Origin of the sequence: Enterococcus sp. MSG3299 (assembly GCF_050555765.1) — a bacterium.
Taxonomy (GTDB): domain Bacteria; phylum Bacillota; class Bacilli; order Lactobacillales; family Enterococcaceae; genus Enterococcus; species Enterococcus faecalis.
The window spans coordinates 1,217,509-1,236,878 of sequence record NZ_CP187869.1; the positions used below are offsets into that span (position 1 = coordinate 1,217,509).

The 19,370-nt window shown below is 35.9% G+C and carries 17 protein-coding genes; 12 read left to right on the forward strand and 5 right to left on the reverse strand.

Going from position 1 to position 19,370, the window contains the following annotated elements; genetic code table 11:
- Window positions 1–150: 150 nt before the first annotated feature.
- The 8 genes from zapA (at window position 151) to IGL23_RS06055 (ending at window position 8,681) form a co-directional block, all read left to right on the forward strand.
- Window positions 151–594 carry a cell division protein ZapA gene (gene zapA, locus IGL23_RS06020; RefSeq protein ID WP_002357706.1) on the forward strand — a complete coding sequence of 148 codons (444 nt, stop codon included), beginning with the start codon at window positions 151–153 and terminating at the stop codon, window positions 592–594.
- Window positions 595–613: 19 nt separating this feature from the next.
- The gene (locus IGL23_RS06025; RefSeq protein WP_002357705.1) at window positions 614–1,162 is read left to right on the forward strand and encodes a CvpA family protein; all 549 of its coding nucleotides are present in this window, start codon (window positions 614–616) and stop codon (window positions 1,160–1,162) included.
- A gap of 110 nt (window positions 1,163–1,272) precedes the next feature.
- Window positions 1,273–3,639, forward strand: a complete 2,367-nt coding sequence (locus IGL23_RS06030) for an endonuclease MutS2 (protein WP_033595238.1) — start codon at window positions 1,273–1,275, stop codon at window positions 3,637–3,639.
- A gap of 97 nt (window positions 3,640–3,736) precedes the next feature.
- Window positions 3,737–4,051, forward strand: a complete 315-nt coding sequence (gene trxA, locus IGL23_RS06035) for a thioredoxin (RefSeq protein ID WP_002357703.1) — start codon at window positions 3,737–3,739, stop codon at window positions 4,049–4,051.
- Between the two features lie 164 nt (window positions 4,052–4,215).
- A complete protein-coding gene (gene uvrC, locus IGL23_RS06040) occupies window positions 4,216–6,012 on the forward strand; it encodes an excinuclease ABC subunit UvrC (protein ID WP_002357701.1) in 1,797 nt (598 codons plus the stop codon).
- Window positions 6,013–6,164: 152 nt separating this feature from the next.
- Window positions 6,165–6,422, forward strand: coding sequence for a DUF3884 family protein (locus IGL23_RS06045; RefSeq protein ID WP_002377612.1), 258 nt, complete (start codon window positions 6,165–6,167; stop codon window positions 6,420–6,422).
- 104 nt (window positions 6,423–6,526) lie between these two features.
- Window positions 6,527–7,426, forward strand: coding sequence for an ABC transporter ATP-binding protein (locus tag IGL23_RS06050; protein WP_002357699.1), 900 nt, complete (start codon window positions 6,527–6,529; stop codon window positions 7,424–7,426).
- Entirely contained in the window at window positions 7,419–8,681 is a 1,263-nt protein-coding gene (locus IGL23_RS06055; protein ID WP_002404204.1) for an ABC transporter permease, read from the forward strand. The genes IGL23_RS06050 and IGL23_RS06055 overlap by 8 nt, the downstream gene beginning before the upstream one ends.
- Window positions 8,682–8,716: 35 nt before the next feature.
- Here IGL23_RS06055 and IGL23_RS06060 read toward each other — a convergent pair whose 3' ends face one another.
- Window positions 8,717–9,715: a LacI family DNA-binding transcriptional regulator gene (locus IGL23_RS06060; protein ID WP_033595236.1), complete on the reverse strand. Its 999-nt coding sequence runs from the start codon at window positions 9,713–9,715 to the stop codon at window positions 8,717–8,719.
- 141 nt (window positions 9,716–9,856) lie between these two features.
- Between IGL23_RS06060 and IGL23_RS06065 the strand changes: the two genes are divergently transcribed.
- Window positions 9,857–11,251, forward strand: a complete 1,395-nt coding sequence (locus IGL23_RS06065; protein WP_033595234.1) for a 6-phospho-beta-glucosidase — start codon at window positions 9,857–9,859, stop codon at window positions 11,249–11,251.
- A gap of 25 nt (window positions 11,252–11,276) precedes the next feature.
- Here the strand turns inward: IGL23_RS06065 and IGL23_RS06070 are convergent, their stop codons facing one another.
- On the reverse strand, window positions 11,277–11,783 hold the full coding sequence (locus tag IGL23_RS06070) for a hypothetical protein (RefSeq protein ID WP_002357693.1): 507 nt from the start codon (window positions 11,781–11,783) through the stop codon (window positions 11,277–11,279).
- A 245-nt stretch (window positions 11,784–12,028) separates the two neighbouring features.
- On the opposite strand from IGL23_RS06070, the gene abc-f reads away from it, so the two are divergent.
- Complete coding sequence (gene abc-f / locus IGL23_RS06075) at window positions 12,029–13,489, forward strand: ribosomal protection-like ABC-F family protein (RefSeq protein WP_033595281.1); 1,461 nt, start codon at window positions 12,029–12,031, stop codon at window positions 13,487–13,489.
- A gap of 40 nt (window positions 13,490–13,529) precedes the next feature.
- Here the strand turns inward: abc-f and IGL23_RS06080 are convergent, their stop codons facing one another.
- Both IGL23_RS06080 and IGL23_RS06085 read right to left on the reverse strand, forming a co-directional pair.
- Window positions 13,530–14,816 carry an NAD(P)/FAD-dependent oxidoreductase gene (locus IGL23_RS06080; protein WP_033595232.1) on the reverse strand — a complete coding sequence of 429 codons (1,287 nt, stop codon included), beginning with the start codon at window positions 14,814–14,816 and terminating at the stop codon, window positions 13,530–13,532.
- A 121-nt stretch (window positions 14,817–14,937) separates the two neighbouring features.
- Window positions 14,938–15,996 carry a type I restriction endonuclease gene (locus tag IGL23_RS06085; RefSeq protein ID WP_002357690.1) on the reverse strand — a complete coding sequence of 353 codons (1,059 nt, stop codon included), beginning with the start codon at window positions 15,994–15,996 and terminating at the stop codon, window positions 14,938–14,940.
- Window positions 15,997–16,235: 239 nt separating this feature from the next.
- Between IGL23_RS06085 and gdhA the strand changes: the two genes are divergently transcribed.
- Both gdhA and IGL23_RS06095 read left to right on the forward strand, forming a co-directional pair.
- Window positions 16,236–17,582, forward strand: coding sequence for an NADP-specific glutamate dehydrogenase (gene gdhA, locus IGL23_RS06090; RefSeq protein WP_002360402.1), 1,347 nt, complete (start codon window positions 16,236–16,238; stop codon window positions 17,580–17,582).
- 181 nt (window positions 17,583–17,763) lie between these two features.
- Entirely contained in the window at window positions 17,764–19,113 is a 1,350-nt protein-coding gene (locus IGL23_RS06095; RefSeq protein WP_002369451.1) for a glucose-6-phosphate isomerase, read from the forward strand.
- Window positions 19,114–19,177: 64 nt separating this feature from the next.
- Here IGL23_RS06095 and IGL23_RS06100 read toward each other — a convergent pair whose 3' ends face one another.
- Complete coding sequence (locus IGL23_RS06100) at window positions 19,178–19,357, reverse strand: hypothetical protein (protein ID WP_002357684.1); 180 nt, start codon at window positions 19,355–19,357, stop codon at window positions 19,178–19,180.
- Between the last annotated feature and the right edge of the window lie 13 nt (window positions 19,358–19,370).

A 19,370-nucleotide genomic window follows, 5' to 3' on the forward strand; every position in this document is an offset into this window, starting at 1 on the left:
TCTTAAATTGCCAGAGTTCTTGTAAAGAAATCTTTAAATTTTTCGCTTTGTGGCATATAATAAGAGAGAATTTGTACGAAAATTGCGCTTCGCTTTTTTTTCATGGTACAATAAGCAAGAATGGATTGATTTACAGGAGGGAACCTCAACATGGCATCAAATGAAAAAACACGATATAAAGCAATCATTGCAGACCATACGTATACAATTATTGGCCAAGAGTCAAAACAACATATGGATTTAGTCACAAAAATTGTCAACGAACAACTGGCGGAAATTAAACATCTTTCTCCGCAAACTGATACGGAACAAGCTTCTGTTTTATTAGCAATTAATGCAATTTCAGATCAACTAAAAAAACAAGAATATGCTTTAAAATTGGAAAAACAAGTAGCAGATTTAAAACAGAAAACCATTCGTTTGGCTGAATTAGAGAATCGTGTGCGCCGAATGGAAATTATCGAAGAAGAAGCACGAGATGTTTTGAAAAAGAATGGACAAGAAGATGTAGAAATTCATAATCATGTGGAAGCCCAACAAATTTTGAATGAAAATCGAAAACAGCAGATTCAAAATAAAGGTGTTTCGGAGTAGTTCCTGAAAGGATGACAAGATGTTAACAATACTTATTTTATTACTTTTAGCCTTTGGATTTTATACAGGAGCTAAACGAGGCTTGATTTTACAAGTGCTCTATTCAGTGGGTTACTTAATTTCATATTTTGTTGCTCGAACCTATTACAAAGAGGTCGCTTCTCATTTAGAATTGTATATTCCATATCCATCGGTTACGCCAACGTCAAAGCTTGTCTTTTTTAATCAAGAGATTTCTTTAGACTTGGACAAAGCCTTTTATTCAGCGGTTGCGTTTCTATTATTGCTGTTTGCAGGCTGGTTGGTCGTTCGTTTTTTAGCTATCTTTTTACATGGATTAACATTTATTCCAGTTTTGAAACAGGTAAATGGACTATTAGGTGGCGTATTAAGTGTTCTTGTGTTATACGTGGGTCTTTTTCTAGTGTTAGCTACGGCGTCAATGATTCCGTCAGATATTGTCCAAAATCAGTTTCGGTCAAGTGGCTTGGCACGAGGCATTGTAAAAAATACCCCAATTCTAACAAAACAAGCATATGAATTATGGGTTGAACCAATTACGAAATAAAGCTGAATGGGACTGAGATAGAGATAAGAAGTAAGTGAGCAAAGCGAAACTTCTTATGTTATGTCTCAGTCTTTTCAACAAATGAAAAAGTTAGAAAAGTAGGTGGAAAAATGAATCAGCGTATTCTATCAACATTAGGGTTTGATAAAGTAAAACAACAGTTGTTGCAATTTATTGTGACAGCTCAGGGGACAAACGAAGTTTCGGAATTATTACCGATTGCTGATGAAAATAAAATTCAATCATGGCTAAATGAAACACAGGATGGTTTAAAAGTTCAACGATTACGTGGTGGAATCCCCATTCCTAAATTAGAAAATATCCAACCACACATGAAACGGATTGAAATTGGTGCGGATTTAAATGGCATAGAATTAGCACAAGTAGGCCGTGTCTTGTCGACTACTTCAGAACTGACTCGTTTTTTTGATGAGTTAAGTGAAAATGAAGTGGATTTTGAACGTTTATATATGTGGCGAGAGCAACTAGAAGTTTTGCCTGAATTAAATCGCCAACTCAAACAAGCCATTGATGATGATGGCTACGTCACAGATGAAGCTTCGCCAGCCTTAAAGGCAATTCGGCAAAATATTCGACGTAGTGAGCAGACCATTCGAGAAGAACTAGATAGTATTATTCGTGGGAAAAACGCACGTTACCTTAGTGATGCCCTTGTTACTATGCGAAATGAACGCTACGTGATTCCAGTCAAACAAGAATATAAAAATGTTTTTGGTGGCGTGGTTCACGACCAAAGTGCTTCAGGACAAACCTTATTTATTGAACCTAAACAAATTTTAGAAATGAATAATCGTTTGCGACAACAACAAATTGCCGAAAGAAATGAGATTACTCGCATCTTGGCAGAACTGTCGGCCGAGTTGGTCCCTTATCGCCGTGAAATTACGCATAATGCTTATGTCATCGGTAAACTTGATTTTATTAATGCTAAGGCGCGACTAGGAAAAGAACTAAAAGCAGTTGTTCCAGAAATTAGTCAAGCAAATCATGTAGTTTTTAAACAAGCCCGGCACCCGCTATTGGATCCAGAAAAAGCTGTAGCCAATGACATTTTGATTGGAGAAGAATATCAAGCAATTGTGATTACAGGGCCTAATACCGGCGGGAAAACCATTACTCTGAAAACGTTAGGTCTTTTACAATTAATGGGTCAAGCTGGATTACCTATTCCAGTTGAAGAAGAGAGTAAAATGGGTATTTTTACAGAAGTATTTGCGGATATCGGGGATGAACAATCGATTGAACAAAGTTTAAGTACTTTCTCTTCACATATGACGAATATCGTGTCTGTCTTAAAGAAAGTCGATCATCAAAGTTTAGTACTATTTGATGAATTAGGTGCTGGGACAGATCCGCAAGAAGGGGCCGCTTTAGCGATTGCCATTTTAGATTCATTGGGTGCTAAAGGAGCCTATGTGATGGCAACAACCCATTATCCTGAATTAAAAGTGTATGGCTATAATCGAGCTGGAACAATCAATGCCAGTATGGAATTTGATGTAGATACCTTGAGTCCAACCTATCGTTTATTAATTGGCGTGCCTGGCCGAAGTAATGCTTTTGAAATTTCGAAACGTCTTGGATTAGACAACAGTATTATTGAAGCTGCAAAACAAATAATGGACGGTGAAAGTCAAGATTTAAACGAAATGATTGAAGACCTGGAAAACCGTCGCAAAATGGCCGAAACTGAATATTTAGAAGCTCGCCACTATGTCGATGAATCGGCCGCTTTGCATAAAGAACTGAAAGAAGCCTATCAAGTATTTTTTGAAGAACGAGAAAAAGAATTACAAAAAGCGCGGAAAGAAGCGAATAAAATTATTGCAGAAGCGGAAGAAAATGCGGAAACCATTATTTCTGATATTCGCAAAATGCAATTGGAAAGTGGCCAACAAGGTGGTGTCAAAGAACATCAGTTAATTGATGCGAAAACACAACTTTCTCAATTACACCATGAAGAAACCAAGCTTGCTAAAAACAAAGTGTTGAAGAAGGCCAAAGAACAGAAAAAATTAAAAGCTGGCGATGAAGTAATTGTCAATACTTACGGCCAACGAGGGACATTATTAAAAGACAACGGCAAAGGACAATGGCAAGTCCAATTGGGCATTTTAAAAATGAACGTCTCTGAAGAGGATATGACGCCTGTCGCTCCACAAAAAGAAGCAAAACCAAGAGTTACAACGGTTCGTTCTGCAGAAAGCAGTCATGTTGGCACACAACTAGACTTACGTGGCAAACGCTACGAAGAAGCATTGGCAGAAGTTGACCAATACATTGATGCTGCGATTCTAGCGGGCTATCCACAAGTAACCATTGTTCACGGCAAAGGAACAGGTACATTAAGAACAGGAATAACGGAATTTTTAAAAAATCACCGCAGTGTGAAAAGCTATGAATTTGCGCCACAAAACCAAGGTGGTAATGGTGCGACTGTCGTAAAATTCCAATAAATAAGGACTTACAATAAGTAAGCAGAACACTCGCTATCTTAGAGATGACGTGTTATACTAAGCATGTAATAAGAGTAAAGAGTAGGAGGTTTGTGAAATGACACAAGCAATTACCGATAAAGATTTTGCAACAGAAACAGATGAAGGATTAGTCTTAATCGACTTTTGGGCAACTTGGTGTGGCCCTTGTCGTATGCAAGCACCCATCTTAGAACAATTATCTGAAGAATATGATGAAGACGAAGTGAAAATCGTCAAAATGGATGTGGATGAAAATCCTGCAACACCAGCAAGTTTTGGAATCATGAGCATCCCAACATTGCTATTGAAAAAAGATGGCGAAGTTGTTGAAAAAGCAGTCGGTGTTCATACAAAAGACCAATTGCAAGCAATGATTGCCAAACACTTATAAACGTTGATTAGTCATTACGAATAGTCTGATTCAGTCTGAAGAGAAATCATTAGCGATTGTCTTTTCAGGCTGTTTCTTTCGTACATAAAGTAGCGGCTTTTTTTGTTTAATTACAAAAAGAGGTGTATAATAGATGAAGCATTTTGTTAGAAAGGAAGTATCGTATGAACGAACGAATAAAAAATAAATTAGCACTGCTTCCTGATCAACCTGGTTGTTATTTAATGAAAGATAAAAACGGCACGATTATCTATGTTGGGAAAGCCAAAATTTTGAAAAACCGTGTCCGATCTTATTTTCGTGGTAGCCATGATACTAAGACAGAACGATTAGTCAGTGAAATCGATGATTTTGAATATATTGTGACAGAATCGAATATTGAAGCACTTTTATTAGAAATTAATTTAATCCATAAAAATAATCCCAAATATAACATCATGTTAAAAGACGATAAAACCTATCCTTTTATCAAAATCACAAACGAAAAATATCCTCGTTTAATGATTACTCGAAAGGTTTTAAAAGACAAAGCGTTATATTTCGGGCCATATCCAGATGTAAATGCAGCGAATGAAACAAAGAAACTGTTAGATCGGCTTTTTCCTTTGCGAAAATGTAATCCATCGCAAAAAACACCTTGTTTGTATTATCATTTAGGACAATGTTTGTGTCCCTATGCTTTTGATGTGGATCCGCAAGTCTACAAAGATATGGTGGAAGAGATTAAAGGGTTTCTCTCTGGTGGACATACAGAAATTCAGGACCGCTTACAAGAAAAAATGGCTTATGCAGCTGCACATATGGAATTTGAAAAAGCTGCAGAATTTCGCGATCAAATTAAAGCGATTGAAACAGTTATGACCCGCCAAAAAATGACGAATGTGGATTTAATTGATCGTGATGTGTTTGGTTATGCTGTTGATAAAGGCTGGATGTGTGTCCAAGTATTCTTTGTCAGACAAGGAAAATTAATCGAACGTGATGTATCGATTTTTCCATTTTATGATGATGCCAGTGAAGCATTTTTAACTTTTATTGGACAATTTTATCAAGAGAATGAGCATTTTGTGCCAAAAGAAGTCTTGATTCCTGATGACATTGATAAAGAAAGCGTCGAAGCTTTATTAGCTACGAAAGTCTTGCAGCCGCAACGGGGAGAAAAGAAAAAACTGGTTAAATTAGCCAGTAAAAATGCTGCAGTTGCTTTAAATGAAAAATTCGATTTGATTGTACGGAAACAAGAACGAACAATTGGTGCAGTTGAAAAATTAGGCAATGCGATGAACATACCTGCGCCCATTCGAATTGAAGCATTTGATAATTCAAATATTATGGGAACAAACCCTGTTTCTGCGATGGTTGTGTTTATTGACGGACGGCCAGCTAAAAATGAGTATCGAAAATATAAAATAAAAACTGTCCAAGGTCCTGATGATTACGCTTCTATGAGAGAAGTCATTTATCGCAGATATTCACGAGTTTTAAAAGAAGGCTTGCCTTTTCCTGATTTAATTTTAATCGATGGTGGTAAAGGTCAAGTCGATGTTGCCAAAGATGTGTTAGCCAATCAACTAGGAGTCGATATTCCTGTAGCTGGATTAGCCAAGAACGACAAGCACAAAACGAGTGAACTTTTATTTGGTCCAAACTTAGAAGTTGTACCATTGGAAAGAAACTCACAAGAATTTTTCTTGTTGCAACGAATCCAAGATGAAGTCCATCGTTTTGCCATCACATTTCATCGTCAATTACGTAGTAAAAATAGTTTTGCTTCCAAATTAGATAACATTGAAGGTTTGGGACCAAAACGTAAAAAAAATCTTTTAAAAGAATTTAAATCGCTTAAAAATATTACGGCAGCCAGTGTTGAAGAATTAAGAAAAGCTGGGTTACCTGAAACTGTCGCAAAGAATGTGTATCGTCATTTGCACCAAGAAACAACCTCTGAGATAGAAAAATAAATGAAAATGAACCAGACAAATTAGGTGCTTTTCCTAATTTGTCTGGTTTTTTTTATTCAATTTTTTCATGAAAAGTTGAACTCTCAAGAAAATATGATAACGATTTCTTTCGTGATATACTAAAACTAACTTAAAAGAGAGGACGTCTGATCATGAAAATACTAACACCCGTTTATCAAATAAAATTTAAAAAAGTACCAAATCAATTACTGATTGATGAGCGTTTAATGAATGAATTGGGTACGTGGCTGAATCGTACAGGTCGAATTTGGGCCTGTCAATCATCAAAATCGGCAAAGGAATTTAAAAATACATTTTATGAAAGTACAGGCTTGTCCGCAAATGAAGTGTATATTTCTGCCGAGACGGATGGCCTTTTTCGTTTAGCAGAAAATAAAGCGTCTGATTAAAGTGCAACATCTTTCCATAACAATTGTCATTGACAAGCCAACACAGGAAAGATACGATATGAGTAACTAAACAGCGGTTTAGAAAAAGTGAAGGGGGCGTTTATGTGTTAGAGGTAAAAGAGTTAGTCAAAACCTTTGGGGATTTTAAAGCAGTTGATCATGTATCCTTTACGATACCGGACGGGAAAATTTTAGGATTAATTGGCCAAAATGGTGCCGGGAAAACAACTACGTTTCGCTTGATTTTAAATTTTTTAACACAAGATAGCGGGTCGGTTTTATGGAATGGTCAACCATTAAATGAAAAAGAGTACAATATTATTGGTTATTTACCAGAAGAACGGGGTTTATATCCTAAAATTACGATTGAAGACCAACTAATTTATTTCGCTTCGTTGCGGGGAAAAACTAAAAAAGAAATTGAACCTAAAATTGACTTTTGGATGGAAAAATTCCAAGTTAAAGGCAAAAAAACGGATAAAGTTAAATCTTTATCAAAAGGCAATCAACAAAAAGTTCAATTGATTGCGACACTTATTCATGAACCGAAGTTAATTATTTTAGACGAACCATTCAGTGGCTTGGATCCAGTTAATGCAGAATTATTAAAAGACGGCATTATTGAATTGAAAAATCAAGGTTCTTGTGTCATTTTTTCCAGTCATAATATGGACAATGTGGAGAAAATCTGTGACCATTTAGTCATGTTAAAAAATGGACGCATGGTTTTAGATGGTCAGGTTCATGAAATTCGACAACAATTTGGTCGAACAAAATTATTCTTAGAATCACCGTTATCTGTTGAGGAAGTTGCTGCTACAGCAGGTGTGAAAGAAGCACACTTGCGACAAGATGGCGTCTTAGAAGCGACATTAGAAAACGCTGAAGTGGGCAAAGTGTTGTTTGATAAAGCGACAGCCAACGGCTACATTCCAATGTTTAATCAACAACCACCAACATTGGAAGAAATTTTCAAAATGAAAGTAGGTGGGCAAGATGAGTAAATTTTGGATTATTGCGACTGATGTCTATAAGAAAAATGTGAAGTCGCTGTCTTTCTTAATCATGATTTTAGCGCCATTTCTTCTTGTAGGAATTGTTTACTTAGCGGGCTCTCTAGCTAGCGGTTTTTCAGGAGATACTACCATTGGTCTGGTTTCGGAAAACCAAACGCTGGTTAAAGAGTTGACAAAGAATAAAACAGAGGACTTTTCTTTCAAAGCTGTTTCTTCTGAGAAAAAAGCCCAAGAACAATTAAAAGACGAGAAAATTGATGCCTATTTACTTTTGGACACTACAGATAATCAGATTTCTGGTCAGCTTTACTCTGAACGCTCTTTAGGAAATGCAACCGAGATGCTAATTCCTCAAATGTTAAACCAATTACAAACAATGGCGAATGCCAATCGTTTAAACCTAACAGCTGAGCAAGTTGCCATGTTGAATCAACAAGCAACATTTAAAAAAGCCAAAATTAGTTTTGATGAAAATGGCAAAATAAAAACAGGAGAAGATAACACAGGGATTCAAATGGCGTTAGCAATGGGGATAACAATTTTGTTATTTGTCTTCATCAGCAGTTATTCTTCAATTATTGCCCAAGAGATTGCTTCTGAAAAAGGCACTAGAATCATGGAAGTTATTCTCTCTAGTACAAAAGCGCAAACCCATTTTTATGGCAAATTAACTGGGGTTATTCTAGTAGCTTTAACACAAATTTTTATTTACGGAGTGGCGTTTGTTCTCGGCTATTCTCAATTGAAAAATCTTGATTTTATGAAAAGTCTATTAAGTGGTATTTCACCACAAAGTATCTTTTCATCAACCTTTATTTTTACATTAGGCTTTTTCATTATTGGTATTCTCGTTTTTGCTGTTTTGGCAGCACTTTGTGGTTCTCTTGTTTCCAAACCAGAGGATACAGCAAAAGCAGTTCAGCCCATCATGTATATTGGTTTAATCGGTTATATGATTGGCATTACGTTTGGGACGAATGATCCACAAAATATCGTGGTGAAAGTGACTTCCTTTATTCCGCTGATTTCGTCATACATTATGCCAGTACGCTTGGCGACCGAAACGGCATCAACAATGGAAGCAATTGTCTCATTAGTGATTTTGGCAGTTTTTGGAATTATTTTAACAATCTTCTCTGCTCGTTTATACAAATCAAACGTTCTTGTATACAGCGAAGGCGGTATGATTCAATCCTTAAAACAGTCAATTTCTATTTTAAAAAATGAACAAAAGCATAAATAATTTTTGTTTAACTCTAAAAGGACCCGGTAAATCAGTCAAAGTGACTGATCTGCCGGGTCTTTTTTAGGCACCGTTCGTCGTTCAACTAGACGAACGGTTAATTTTTTTTCAGGAATCTTCGTCTGATTTAATTGGTTGTATAGGTAAATAAATGAGTTTTCGGCTTGATACTGAATGGCATAATCAACAGTCGTAATATGCATCAACTCACTGACATAACTATTATCAAAGCCAATGACAGCGACATCGCGAGGAACGGCATAATTTAGATTTTCAAGTTCTGAAATAAACTCAGCTGCTACGTGATCATTATAAAAGGCCAAAGCTTCTGGCTTTTCGGTTAATTGTTGCCAGTAATGGGCAATTTTGCGACCAGAATGGTTAGTATACTGATCATTAATCAGCCACTCAGCTTGCCAAGGTGCCTGAGTGTTTTCATAAAAATCTTTCATTGCACGTTTTCGTGCGTGCGTGTTTAAATTTTCGGGATTACCGAGGACATGACCAATTTTTTGGTATCCTTGTTGTTGTAAATATTCTAAGGAACGATAATAACCAGAGTAATGATCAATGTAGGAAGAGTATATATTAGGTGAATCGATACGATGCCAGGTTGCTAAAGGACCATACGCGCTGTATGGCTCAATCACCGACCATTCATTTGTTCGTGTCAATAAAAACAAGCCATCTAATTGTTTGTATTTTAATTGGTTCAAGGCATCAATTTCTTTCTGCTGATCGCCGTCTGTAAAAAATAAGGTTACGGAATAATTGTATTTTTTGGCAATTGAAATAAAGCGATTCAAGAAAATGCCTAAGGAACCTAAATAGCTAGGGGCTAAAAAGCCAATGGTTTTTGTGGCACCTGCTCGTAAATTCCGCGCCACATAATTCGGGGTATAATTTAATTCTTTCATTGCTTTGAGAATTTTTTCTTGACTATCGGCACTTACATATCCTTTTCCAGAAATTAAGCGAGAAACAGTCGATTTCGAGACACCGGCAACTTTTGCTACATCAATGATAGACGTCATTTTTTACCTCCAAAGTGGAATGTATTCTTATAAGAAGTATAGCATACATTTTTTTGAAAATAGTGCTTGACATGGGAACATTCCCATAATTTATCCTAAAGATGTAAACGATAACAATTTAATCAAGGAGGAAGAAGACGGATGACAAGAGGAGCATTAAAAATTGCAACAATTGGTGGCGGTTCTAGTTATACACCTGAATTAATTGAAGGATACATTAAAAGAAAAGATGAACTGCCAATTAAGGAAATTTGGTTAGTCGATATTGAAGCTGGTAAAGAAAAATTGGAAATCGTAGGTGCAATGGCGAAGCGCATGATTAAAGCTGCTGGTTTAGATTGGGAAGTTCATTTAACATTGGACCGTGAAGCAGCCTTAAAAGGGGCGGATTTTGTTTCAACACAGTTTCGTGTAGGATTATTAGATGCTCGCATTAAAGATGAACGGATTCCTTTGTCCCATGGAGTATTAGGCCAAGAAACAAATGGCGCGGGAGGAATGTTTAAAGCATTTCGAACAATTCCTGTCATTTTAGCTATTATTGACGATATGAAACGCCTTTGCCCAGATGCTTGGTTAGTGAATTTTACTAATCCAGCTGGAATGGTTACGGAAGCTGCAATTAAACATGGCGGTTGGAAAAAAACAGTTGGCTTATGTAATGTGCCGATTGGTCATAGAAAACAAGCGGCCGAAATGCTGGGAATTCCAGAAGAAGACTTATTCTTTAAATTTGCTGGAATTAATCATTTCCATTGGCACCGCGTTTGGGACAAAGAAGGACAAGAGCGAACACAAGAACTCATTGATTTAATTTACGGACCTAAGCAAGAGCAAGAAAGTCATTTGAAAAATATTTTTGATGCGCCGTTCCATTATGAACAGTTAAAAGATTTAGGAATGTTACCATGTGGTTATCATCGCTATTATTATATTGAAGATGAGATGTTGAAGCATTCCATCGAAGAGTATGAACGGGGCGAAACAAGAGCACAAGTGGTTAAAGAAACGGAAGGTCGTCTGTTTGAATTGTATAAAGATTCCAAACTAGATTACAAACCAAAAGAATTAGAAGAACGGGGCGGCACACACTATAGCGATGCAGCTTGTGAAATGATCGCATCAATTTATAATGATAAACGAACGGATATGGTTGTTTCTACTGAAAATAATGGGACAATTACTGATTTACCGTATGATTGTGTTGTAGAAGTGTCTGGTCCTGTGACAGCACATGGCCATGAACCTTACAACTGGGGGGCCTTTCCGCCAGCAGCACGAGGAATTATTCAAAATATGAAAGCTATGGAAGAAACGGTTATTCGAGCAGCCATCAATGGTGATTACGGCGCAGCATTGCATGCTTTCACTATTAATCCATTAGTTCCTGGCGGCGTCATGGCGAAGACCTTGTTGGACGAATTATTAATTGCCCACAAAGCACATTTACCGAATTTTGCAGATGCGATTAATAAAATTGAAGAAACACAACCAGAAACAGTCACATATGTGGCCGAATTAATGAAAAGTAATTAAAAAATATCGCACGCTAAAGATTCGTTTAGTGTGCGATACTTTTTTTAGAATAGGAAGCAAAGGATTCCGTTTTTTTCTTGACAGTAAAATGATAGGTTTGTTGCCGGAACAGCCACTGAATACCAGAGTAAATTAAAATTTCAGCAATAATAAACGTCGAAAGTTTCTGTGCGGAAAGGAATAATAGCGTTAAAATTAAAAATAAGACGACACAGGTATAAAAAACATGTTGCAATTTTTTAGAATTGATAATCGTGATTTCTTTGGTATCTTCAGTAACTTCAATGCGCCGATAAAATTGGAACCAGCCTTCATAGAACGTTAAAACATCTCCAGGATCAGCCTCAATTTCAATAGGTACATTAGTAAAAAGTTTCCCTTGATGCACACCATTTTTATAAAATGTAAAATAGCGTAACGCGCCCCAAGCTGATGTTTTTCGTGTCAATGTAATCTTCATGGTTTTCACCTCCGTCTTTATTTTGCCATAGTTTCGGTAAAATTGTATCCTACTAAAGTCCGATTCTCTCATTTTAGGGTCAGAATTGACAAAAGAAAGCAGAGGTGTTAGTGTGGGAGTAATTAAACGAGGAGGTATAATTGTATGTTGGCATCTATCAGAATTTGGATTGACTTTTTGACAAAATAAATTGAATAAATCTTATCAAAAAGTCTGAAATTAAAATTCATGGGTGACGTGTGTACTTTTATACGAAACTACAAGGATAGCGATTAGGCTGTCCTTTTTTGCGTACCCAAGATTCTTTCGTTTCAGAAATGAAAGAAGAGGGCAAAATGAAAAAATTAAGTATTCATCTGAAAGACGTAAGTATTCACTTTTCGGGAAAACCAATTCTAGAAATTGATGAATTATTTGTATATGAAAATGAAAAAATTGGGATTATTGGTAAAAACGGCGCAGGAAAATCAACACTGCTCAATTTAATTATGGGTAAGATTCAATCAGATAAAGGAAAAGTGCAAAGATTGAACGACTTTCATTACTTGGCACAAGTAGCTGAAGAAATAACGAATGAATCAGAGAAAACTGACAAAAACTGTTTGCTAAATCAGAAAAATCAAAAACTAAGTGGTGGCGAAAAAGTCCAAAAACGCTTAGCAACATTATTTTCAGAGTATCCAACCGGGGTTATTTTAGATGAACCAACCACACATTTAGATAAAGAACATCGTCAGTTGTTAGTGGCAGATTTAACGTATTATTATGGGACCGTTTTGTTTGTTAGTCATGATCGCTTTTTCTTGAATCAATTAGCAGAGAAAATTTGGGAAGTTTCGGATGGACATGTCAAAGAATATTTAGGAAACTACGATGCCTATTGTCGTCAAAAAGAATTGGAACAGCAAACACGATATAATGTCTATCATCAGTATCAAAAGGAAAAGAAAAAATTACAGGAATCTTACACAAAGAAACAAGCACAAGCGCAAAAATCTAGTCATGTTTCAAAAAAACAAAAGCAAATTAAACCTAGTCGTTTAGCTGGTTCTAAACAAAAAGATACCGTACAAAAAGCACTCCAAAAACAAGCGAAAGCGATTAATGCCAGAATTGACAGATTACCCGATGTTGCGCAAGCAAAACAAGAGCGAAAAATTATTTTTCCTACTAATAATCAGTTCTCTTTATACAATCCATATCCAATTAGAATTGAAAATTTAACTTTCGCTTATGAGAATCGAACAATTCTTAACCAAGTGAACGTTCAAATTCCTTTAAACGAAAAAATAGCACTTTGTGGAAAAAATGGTGCTGGGAAGAGTACCTTCCTTCAACAAATTGAAGCCCGTCACCCGGCCATTTACTTTTCTCCCAAAGTCCAGTTAGGAACGTATCATCAATTAGATTATCGATTAAAAAATGATGAGCCACTGTTGACTTATTTATTGAAGCGGACAAATTATTCTGAAAAGGTTGTGCGTTCACGTTTATATCGGCTAGGTTTTCAACAAGAAAATTTACAGACAAAGATATCTTCTCTAAGTGGTGGCGAAGCCATAAAAATTACTTTGGCTCAATTGTTTATAGAACCAAATAATATTATCTTATTGGATGAACCCACCAATTTTCTTGATTTAGAGACAATCAAAGCACTTGAAGAATTTATAAGTGCCTATCAAGGAACAGTAATTTTCACCTCGCATGATGAAACGTTTGTGGAAAAAGTAGCCACCCGCACTATTTATTTAGAAAACGGGAAAATTATTGATAAATAAAAAAAGCAAACAAAAAGTCGCTATTTTAGCGACTTTTTGTTTAGACTTCTTCAATTGGTAAATAGGTGTATTCTGCAATTTCTGCGGCATGGGAGCCAGCAACATGTCCAGTGACAAATGCAGCTGTAACATTGTAGCCTCCAGTATAGCCATTAATATCTAAAAGTTCACCAGCAAAAAATAAACCATTGACTAATTTGCTCTCCATTGTTTTAGGGGTCACTTCTTTGAGGGAAATCCCACCGCCTGTGACAAAAGATTTTTCCAAAGGCAATGTTTTCGTAACAGTGAACTGAAAGTCTTTCAGTAGTTCCACAAAGGAAAGACGTTGCTTTTCTGTTAGTTGTTTGGCAGGCACTTCTTCAATTGCTAGTTTCTCTAGATAAAAAGTGAGCAGACGTTCTGGTATTAAAGAATGAAAGGCATTTTTTGCCACTTTATTTGGCTGTTCCTCAATCATGCAATCAACATTTTTCAGCACTTCTTCAAAAGATTTTGTCGGAAACACATCCAAGGCTACCGTGACAGGCTGATTGCCATTGCGAGTTAATTCTTGGTTAATAAAACTAGAACAGCGGAGCGCGGCAGGTCCTGAAATGCCAAAATGTGTAAACAGCATATCCATTTGATGATTAACTAAAGGTTTTCCTTTTTGGTTCAAAACAGTTAAATTAACATCTTGTAAAGAGAGACCTTGCAACGTTTTATCAAGGATAAAAGGTTCTTCAGAAATAATAGGTGATTCGGTAGGGTATAGTGGGCTGATGGTATGCCCCATTTTTTTGGCTAGTTTATAGCCATCACCAGTTGCTCCTGTGGAAGGATAAGTGCGGCCGCCAGTTGTTAATACAACACACGGTGCATAAATTTTTTCCAGTTCGGTTTCAACGCCAATTATTTGATCGTCTTTTCGTAGTAATTTTGTGACCTGTGTTTTTGTAAAAACAGTGACTCCTAATTCGTTAATGCGGTTAAATAGCGCATCAACAATTGACTTCGATTTATCTGTAACAGGGAACATGCGTCCGTGATCTTCTTCTTTTAAGTGAATACCATTGGATTCAAAAAAGTTCATGATATCATAGTTATCAAATTGTGAAAATGCGCTGTATAAAAATTTTCCATTCCCAGGAATAAATGAAATGATTTCTTCTGCGGGCCGATTATTAGTTACATTACAGCGGCCGCCACCAGTCATTAATAATTTTTTCCCAACACGGCGATTTTTTTCAATCAATAATACTTGAGCGCCTGCTTCTGCAGCCGCAATCGTGGCCATCATACCACTCGTCCCAGCGCCGACAATAATTACATCAAATTTCTTCATAGTTCTCCTCCAATTCAATAGGTAGTGTACCATAATTACGGGATTTTTTCTGGATTTAAGGAAAAAATAAATAAAACTAAGGAACCAGCTAATTGAAAATTTACTAACTGGCTCCTTAGTTTTATAAGAACTCGTTTACAATTTTTATTATTTTTTCTGAATGATTAGACACATCTAATGGTGATTCGATTGAAATTAATTCTTTTAATCCGTTGTTTAGTTCTATTTTCATACCATTATTATTCATGTAAAATCTTAAAATCCATTTTCTGATATTATTATCAAGGAGTACATTAAAGTAACTTTTATTATCTCGGTAAAATATCCTATCCAACACTACTGTATCTTTTAAAATGAGTTTAGAAATTGTGTAAACTTCTAATTCTTCAGGAGTAGTAACTATATTATTCTCGATTTCATCTTCAGGCTGTTCAGACAAATCATCTTCTTTGTCCGAAACAGAAGTATTTAATGCAGCACTTAACTTTTCATTTACTTTTTCATTGATAAATTGATTTATTCCTTTTTTTATTATAGGTGTAAACTTATCTAATGTTTGTTTAGTTTTTACTCCGCCATAAATTTCTCCAACAAAATATTTTACAAAATCTTCTGAAGGGTCTAAAAGCTGATCTGATAAGAAAGCTTTAAATTTATTTAAATATTTCAATTCAGAAGCGCTACTTGTAATTTTATCAATATCAAATGTGTCTTTATGGAATTTAGCAATTTCTGGTATTTGTGTATCCTTCAAATTAGTTATATCAATAGTTAAAAATGGAGAGACGTCCATTTTGTTGGGTTCTTCCAAATCGGTAAAAAATTTATATTCTTTACCATTTGTTAATATTCCAAATTTTGATGTCGTAGTCCCAAAATATCTAAATAATTGAGAATCATGTTTTGTTAATTGCTCGTTGACAGATTTTGCTTCAATTAACATAGTAGGAATACTATCAATTACTATCGCATAATCTACTTTTTCCCCTTTCTTAATCCCTACATCAGCAGTAAATTCTGGAACGAATTCCAAAGGATTAAAAATGTCATAACCCAGTATTTGAAAGAAGGGCATAATTAAAGAAGTTTTGGTTGCTTCTTCGGTAGCAATATTTTCCTTTAATTTTGTTACTCTTTTACCTAACGATTTTAAATCATCTTTAAATTTTTCCATTTCCATAAATATTCCTCTTTTCTTTAAATATATCTTGATGTATAAGAGTGTATTTAATGCAAAATATCAACAAATTTTTATCTTTGCTTACTAATTTTATATTACATACTTTACAAAAATATGTCAACGCTTTCATTAGCGCAATAAAAATGCAAAAAAGAAATAAATAAAAAAATAAACGTTTGACTATGGTAATTTTTGAATTTTCAGTTAAAATAAACCTATAACAATGAGAGGATGATTAAATGGACGCAAAACAATATGTTAAAAATATTCAAGAAAAGATTCACCAATTAGACCAAGGTCAAACAGAATATTTACAAGCAGTCGATGAGTTTTTACCAACCGTAGAAGGTTTTTTAGAAAAAAATCCTCAATACATTGAAGCAAATGTTTTAGGTGTCTTGATTGAACCTGAACGTATTTTTCAATTTCGTGTGCCGTGGCAAGATGACCAGGGCAACTGGCATGTGAACAGAGGCTATCGTGTCCAATATAATTCAGCGATTGGACCATACAAAGGTGGTTTGCGGTTTCATCCAAGTGTGAATTTAAGTGTGATGAAGTTTTTGGCCTTTGAACAAATTTTTAAAAATAGTTTAACTGGTTTGCCAATCGGTGGCGGCAAAGGCGGTAGTGATTTTGATCCAAAAGGCAAGTCAGATGCTGAAGTCATGCGTTTTTGTCAAAGTTTCATGACCGAACTTCAAAAACATATTGGTCCAAGTACAGATGTTCCAGCAGGCGATATTGGCGTAGGCGCTCGTGAAATTGGTTATTTGTTTGGCATGTATAAACGCTTGCGCAACTATGATGCAGGAGTGTTGACTGGAAAACCTTTAGGATACTGGGGAAGCCAAGCAAGAACAGAAGCGACGGGTTATGGAACGGTTTATTTTGTTAAACATTTATTAGCAGATAAAAACGATACGTTTGAAGGCAAAAAAGTCGCTGTTTCTGGTAGTGGGAATGTCGCAATTTATGCCATGGAAAAAGCAACTGAGCTAGGCGCCACAGTAATCACATGTTCCGATTCGTCTGGTTTTGTCTATGATCCAGAAGGAATTGATGTGGCGTTAGTAAAAGAACTAAAAGAAAAAAATCGTGAACGCATTTCAAAATATGTTGAAACACGTAAAGGCGCAACTTATTATGATAAAGAATCTGTTTGGGATTTCGAAACAGCGTATGATATTGCGTTACCATGTGCAACACAAAATGAAATCAACGAAAAGCAAGCCGCTATTTTAGTGAAAAACGGAGTGAAAGTCGTGGCAGAAGGCGCAAATATGCCTTGTACACTAGAAGCAGTCGCCGTTTTTGCTAAATCAGCTGTAATTTATTGTCCAGGCAAAGCCGCTAATGCAGGTGGTGTTGCGGTTTCTGCATTAGAGATGAGCCAAAATGCTGAACGTTTAGCTTGGTCCTTTGAAAAAGTTGACGGTATGCTAGATCAAATTATGCAAAACATTTATGAGACTTGTCGTGATACAGCTAACGAATATCAGGCACGAGATAACTTTGTTTTAGGTGCGAATATTGCTGGCTTTGAAAAAGTAGCGGCAGCGATGCTAAGTCAAGGACTCGTTTAATAACAAAAAATGCTAGGATTTCCTAGCATTTTTTATTGGTTTGTTTGATTAAGAGAATAAATATCTCTAATTAAATAGTTAAAATTAAACAATTGGTCTATCCAAAAGAATTTGCTTGAAAAAATGTCTAAAAACACGTAAAGTATACATGTAGTAAGTTTACTTTCGAGGAGGAAAAGGAATGTCACACATTCAATTAGATTATTCCAAATTAGCACCATTTGTTGCTGACCATGAATTGGAATACATGCAAACACAAGTCACTGCAGTGGACAAAGCATTACGTGAAGGTACAGGAGCTGGTAATGATTTTACTGGCTGGATTGATTTACCAGAAAACTATGACAAAGAAGAATTCGCGCGCATTAAAAAAGCAGCAGCAAAAATTCAATCTGACTCTGAGGTATTAGTAGTCATTGGTATCGGTGGTTCATATTTAGGTGCCCGTGCAGCAATTGAATTTTTGACACATTCATTTAATAATCTATTATCAAAAGAAGAACGGAAAGCGCCACAAATCTTCTTTGCTGGAAATAGCATCAGCTCAACTTATTTAGCTGATTTAATCAATGTGATTGGTGATCGTGATTTTTCTGTCAACGTTATTTCAAAATCTGGAACTACGACAGAACCAGCGATTGCTTTCCGCGTCTTTAAAGAGTTATTAATTAATAAATATGGCAAAGAAGAAGCCAATAAACGTATTTATGCGACAACTGACCGTTCTAAAGGAGCAGTAAAAGTTGAAGCTGATGCGGAAGGTTGGGAAACATTTGTGATTCCTGATGATGTGGGCGGCCGTTTCACTGTTTTAACGCCAGTAGGTCTTTTACCAATCGCTGTTAGCGGCGCGGATATTGATCGTTTAATGGAAGGTGCAAATGATGCACGTAAAGAATACGGCGCAACGAGCGACTTAAAAGAAAACCAAGCCTATCAGTATGCTGCGTTACGTAACATTTTATATCGTAAAGGCAAAACAACTGAAATGTTAATTAACTATGAGCCTGGCATGCACTATTTCTCTGAATGGTGGAAACAATTATACGGTGAATCAGAAGGAAAAGATGGCAAAGGTATTTTCCCAGCAGCCGCAGACTTTTCAACTGACTTACATTCCATGGGTCAATATGTTCAAGAAGGTATGCGTAACTTATTTGAAACAGTGGTTAAAATTGAAAATCCACGCCATAGCATTTCAATTCCAGAACAAAATGAAGATCTAGATGGCCTAGGCTATTTACAAGGAAAAGAAATTGACTTCGTCAATACAAAAGCGTTCGAAGGTACGTTGCTTGCTCACACAGATGGTGGTGTGCCAAACATGATCGTTAAAGTGCCAACAATGGATGCTTATTCATTAGGTTATGTTATGTACTTCTTCGAAATTGCGGTGGGTATCTCAGGTTACTTAAATGGGGTTAATCCATTTGACCAACCAGGTGTTGAAGCTTACAAACGCAACATGTTCGCTTTATTAGGTAAACCAGGTTTTGAAGAATTAGCAAAAGATTTAAATGCACGTCTATAATTTGTAAATAATAGAAAAAAGAGCCAGAAATACTTACGTTTCTGGCTCTTTTCTTCTGTTTAAATTATTTTTCCAAAGGTTCGTTCCATTTTTTAGGACTCCAAATGGTTCCTTCCAATGCAACTTGAAGACTTTCATTATCATCTTCTAATTGTTCAATATATTTGATGGTTTCCTCGATAATAAAAGAATTGGGTTCTTCGCTGATTGACTGAAGTTGTTCTGCTAACCATGTATTTCTCATTTTTCTTCACCTC

Bases quoted from the DNA above. Each gene is read 5' to 3' on its own strand.
- zapA (WP_002357706.1), top strand. From the start codon at position 151: ATGGCATCAAATGAAAAAACACGATATAAAGCAATCATTGCAGACCAT.
- IGL23_RS06025 (WP_002357705.1), top strand. From the start codon at position 614: ATGTTAACAATACTTATTTTATTACTTTTAGCCTTTGGATTTTATACA.
- IGL23_RS06030 (WP_033595238.1), top strand. From the start codon at position 1,273: ATGAATCAGCGTATTCTATCAACATTAGGGTTTGATAAAGTAAAACAA.
- trxA (WP_002357703.1), top strand. From the start codon at position 3,737: ATGACACAAGCAATTACCGATAAAGATTTTGCAACAGAAACAGATGAA.
- uvrC (WP_002357701.1), top strand. From the start codon at position 4,216: ATGAACGAACGAATAAAAAATAAATTAGCACTGCTTCCTGATCAACCT.
- IGL23_RS06045 (WP_002377612.1), top strand. From the start codon at position 6,165: ATGAAAATACTAACACCCGTTTATCAAATAAAATTTAAAAAAGTACCA.
- IGL23_RS06055 (WP_002404204.1), top strand. From the start codon at position 7,419: ATGAGTAAATTTTGGATTATTGCGACTGATGTCTATAAGAAAAATGTG.
- IGL23_RS06060 (WP_033595236.1), bottom strand. From the start codon at position 9,715: ATGACGTCTATCATTGATGTAGCAAAAGTTGCCGGTGTCTCGAAATCG.
- IGL23_RS06065 (WP_033595234.1), top strand. From the start codon at position 9,857: ATGACAAGAGGAGCATTAAAAATTGCAACAATTGGTGGCGGTTCTAGT.
- IGL23_RS06070 (WP_002357693.1), bottom strand. From the start codon at position 11,783: ATGAGAGAATCGGACTTTAGTAGGATACAATTTTACCGAAACTATGGC.
- abc-f (WP_033595281.1), top strand. From the start codon at position 12,029: ATGAAAGAAGAGGGCAAAATGAAAAAATTAAGTATTCATCTGAAAGAC.
- IGL23_RS06080 (WP_033595232.1), bottom strand. From the start codon at position 14,816: ATGAAGAAATTTGATGTAATTATTGTCGGCGCTGGGACGAGTGGTATG.
- IGL23_RS06085 (WP_002357690.1), bottom strand. From the start codon at position 15,996: ATGGAAATGGAAAAATTTAAAGATGATTTAAAATCGTTAGGTAAAAGA.
- gdhA (WP_002360402.1), top strand. From the start codon at position 16,236: ATGGACGCAAAACAATATGTTAAAAATATTCAAGAAAAGATTCACCAA.
- IGL23_RS06095 (WP_002369451.1), top strand. From the start codon at position 17,764: ATGTCACACATTCAATTAGATTATTCCAAATTAGCACCATTTGTTGCT.
- IGL23_RS06100 (WP_002357684.1), bottom strand. From the start codon at position 19,357: ATGAGAAATACATGGTTAGCAGAACAACTTCAGTCAATCAGCGAAGAA.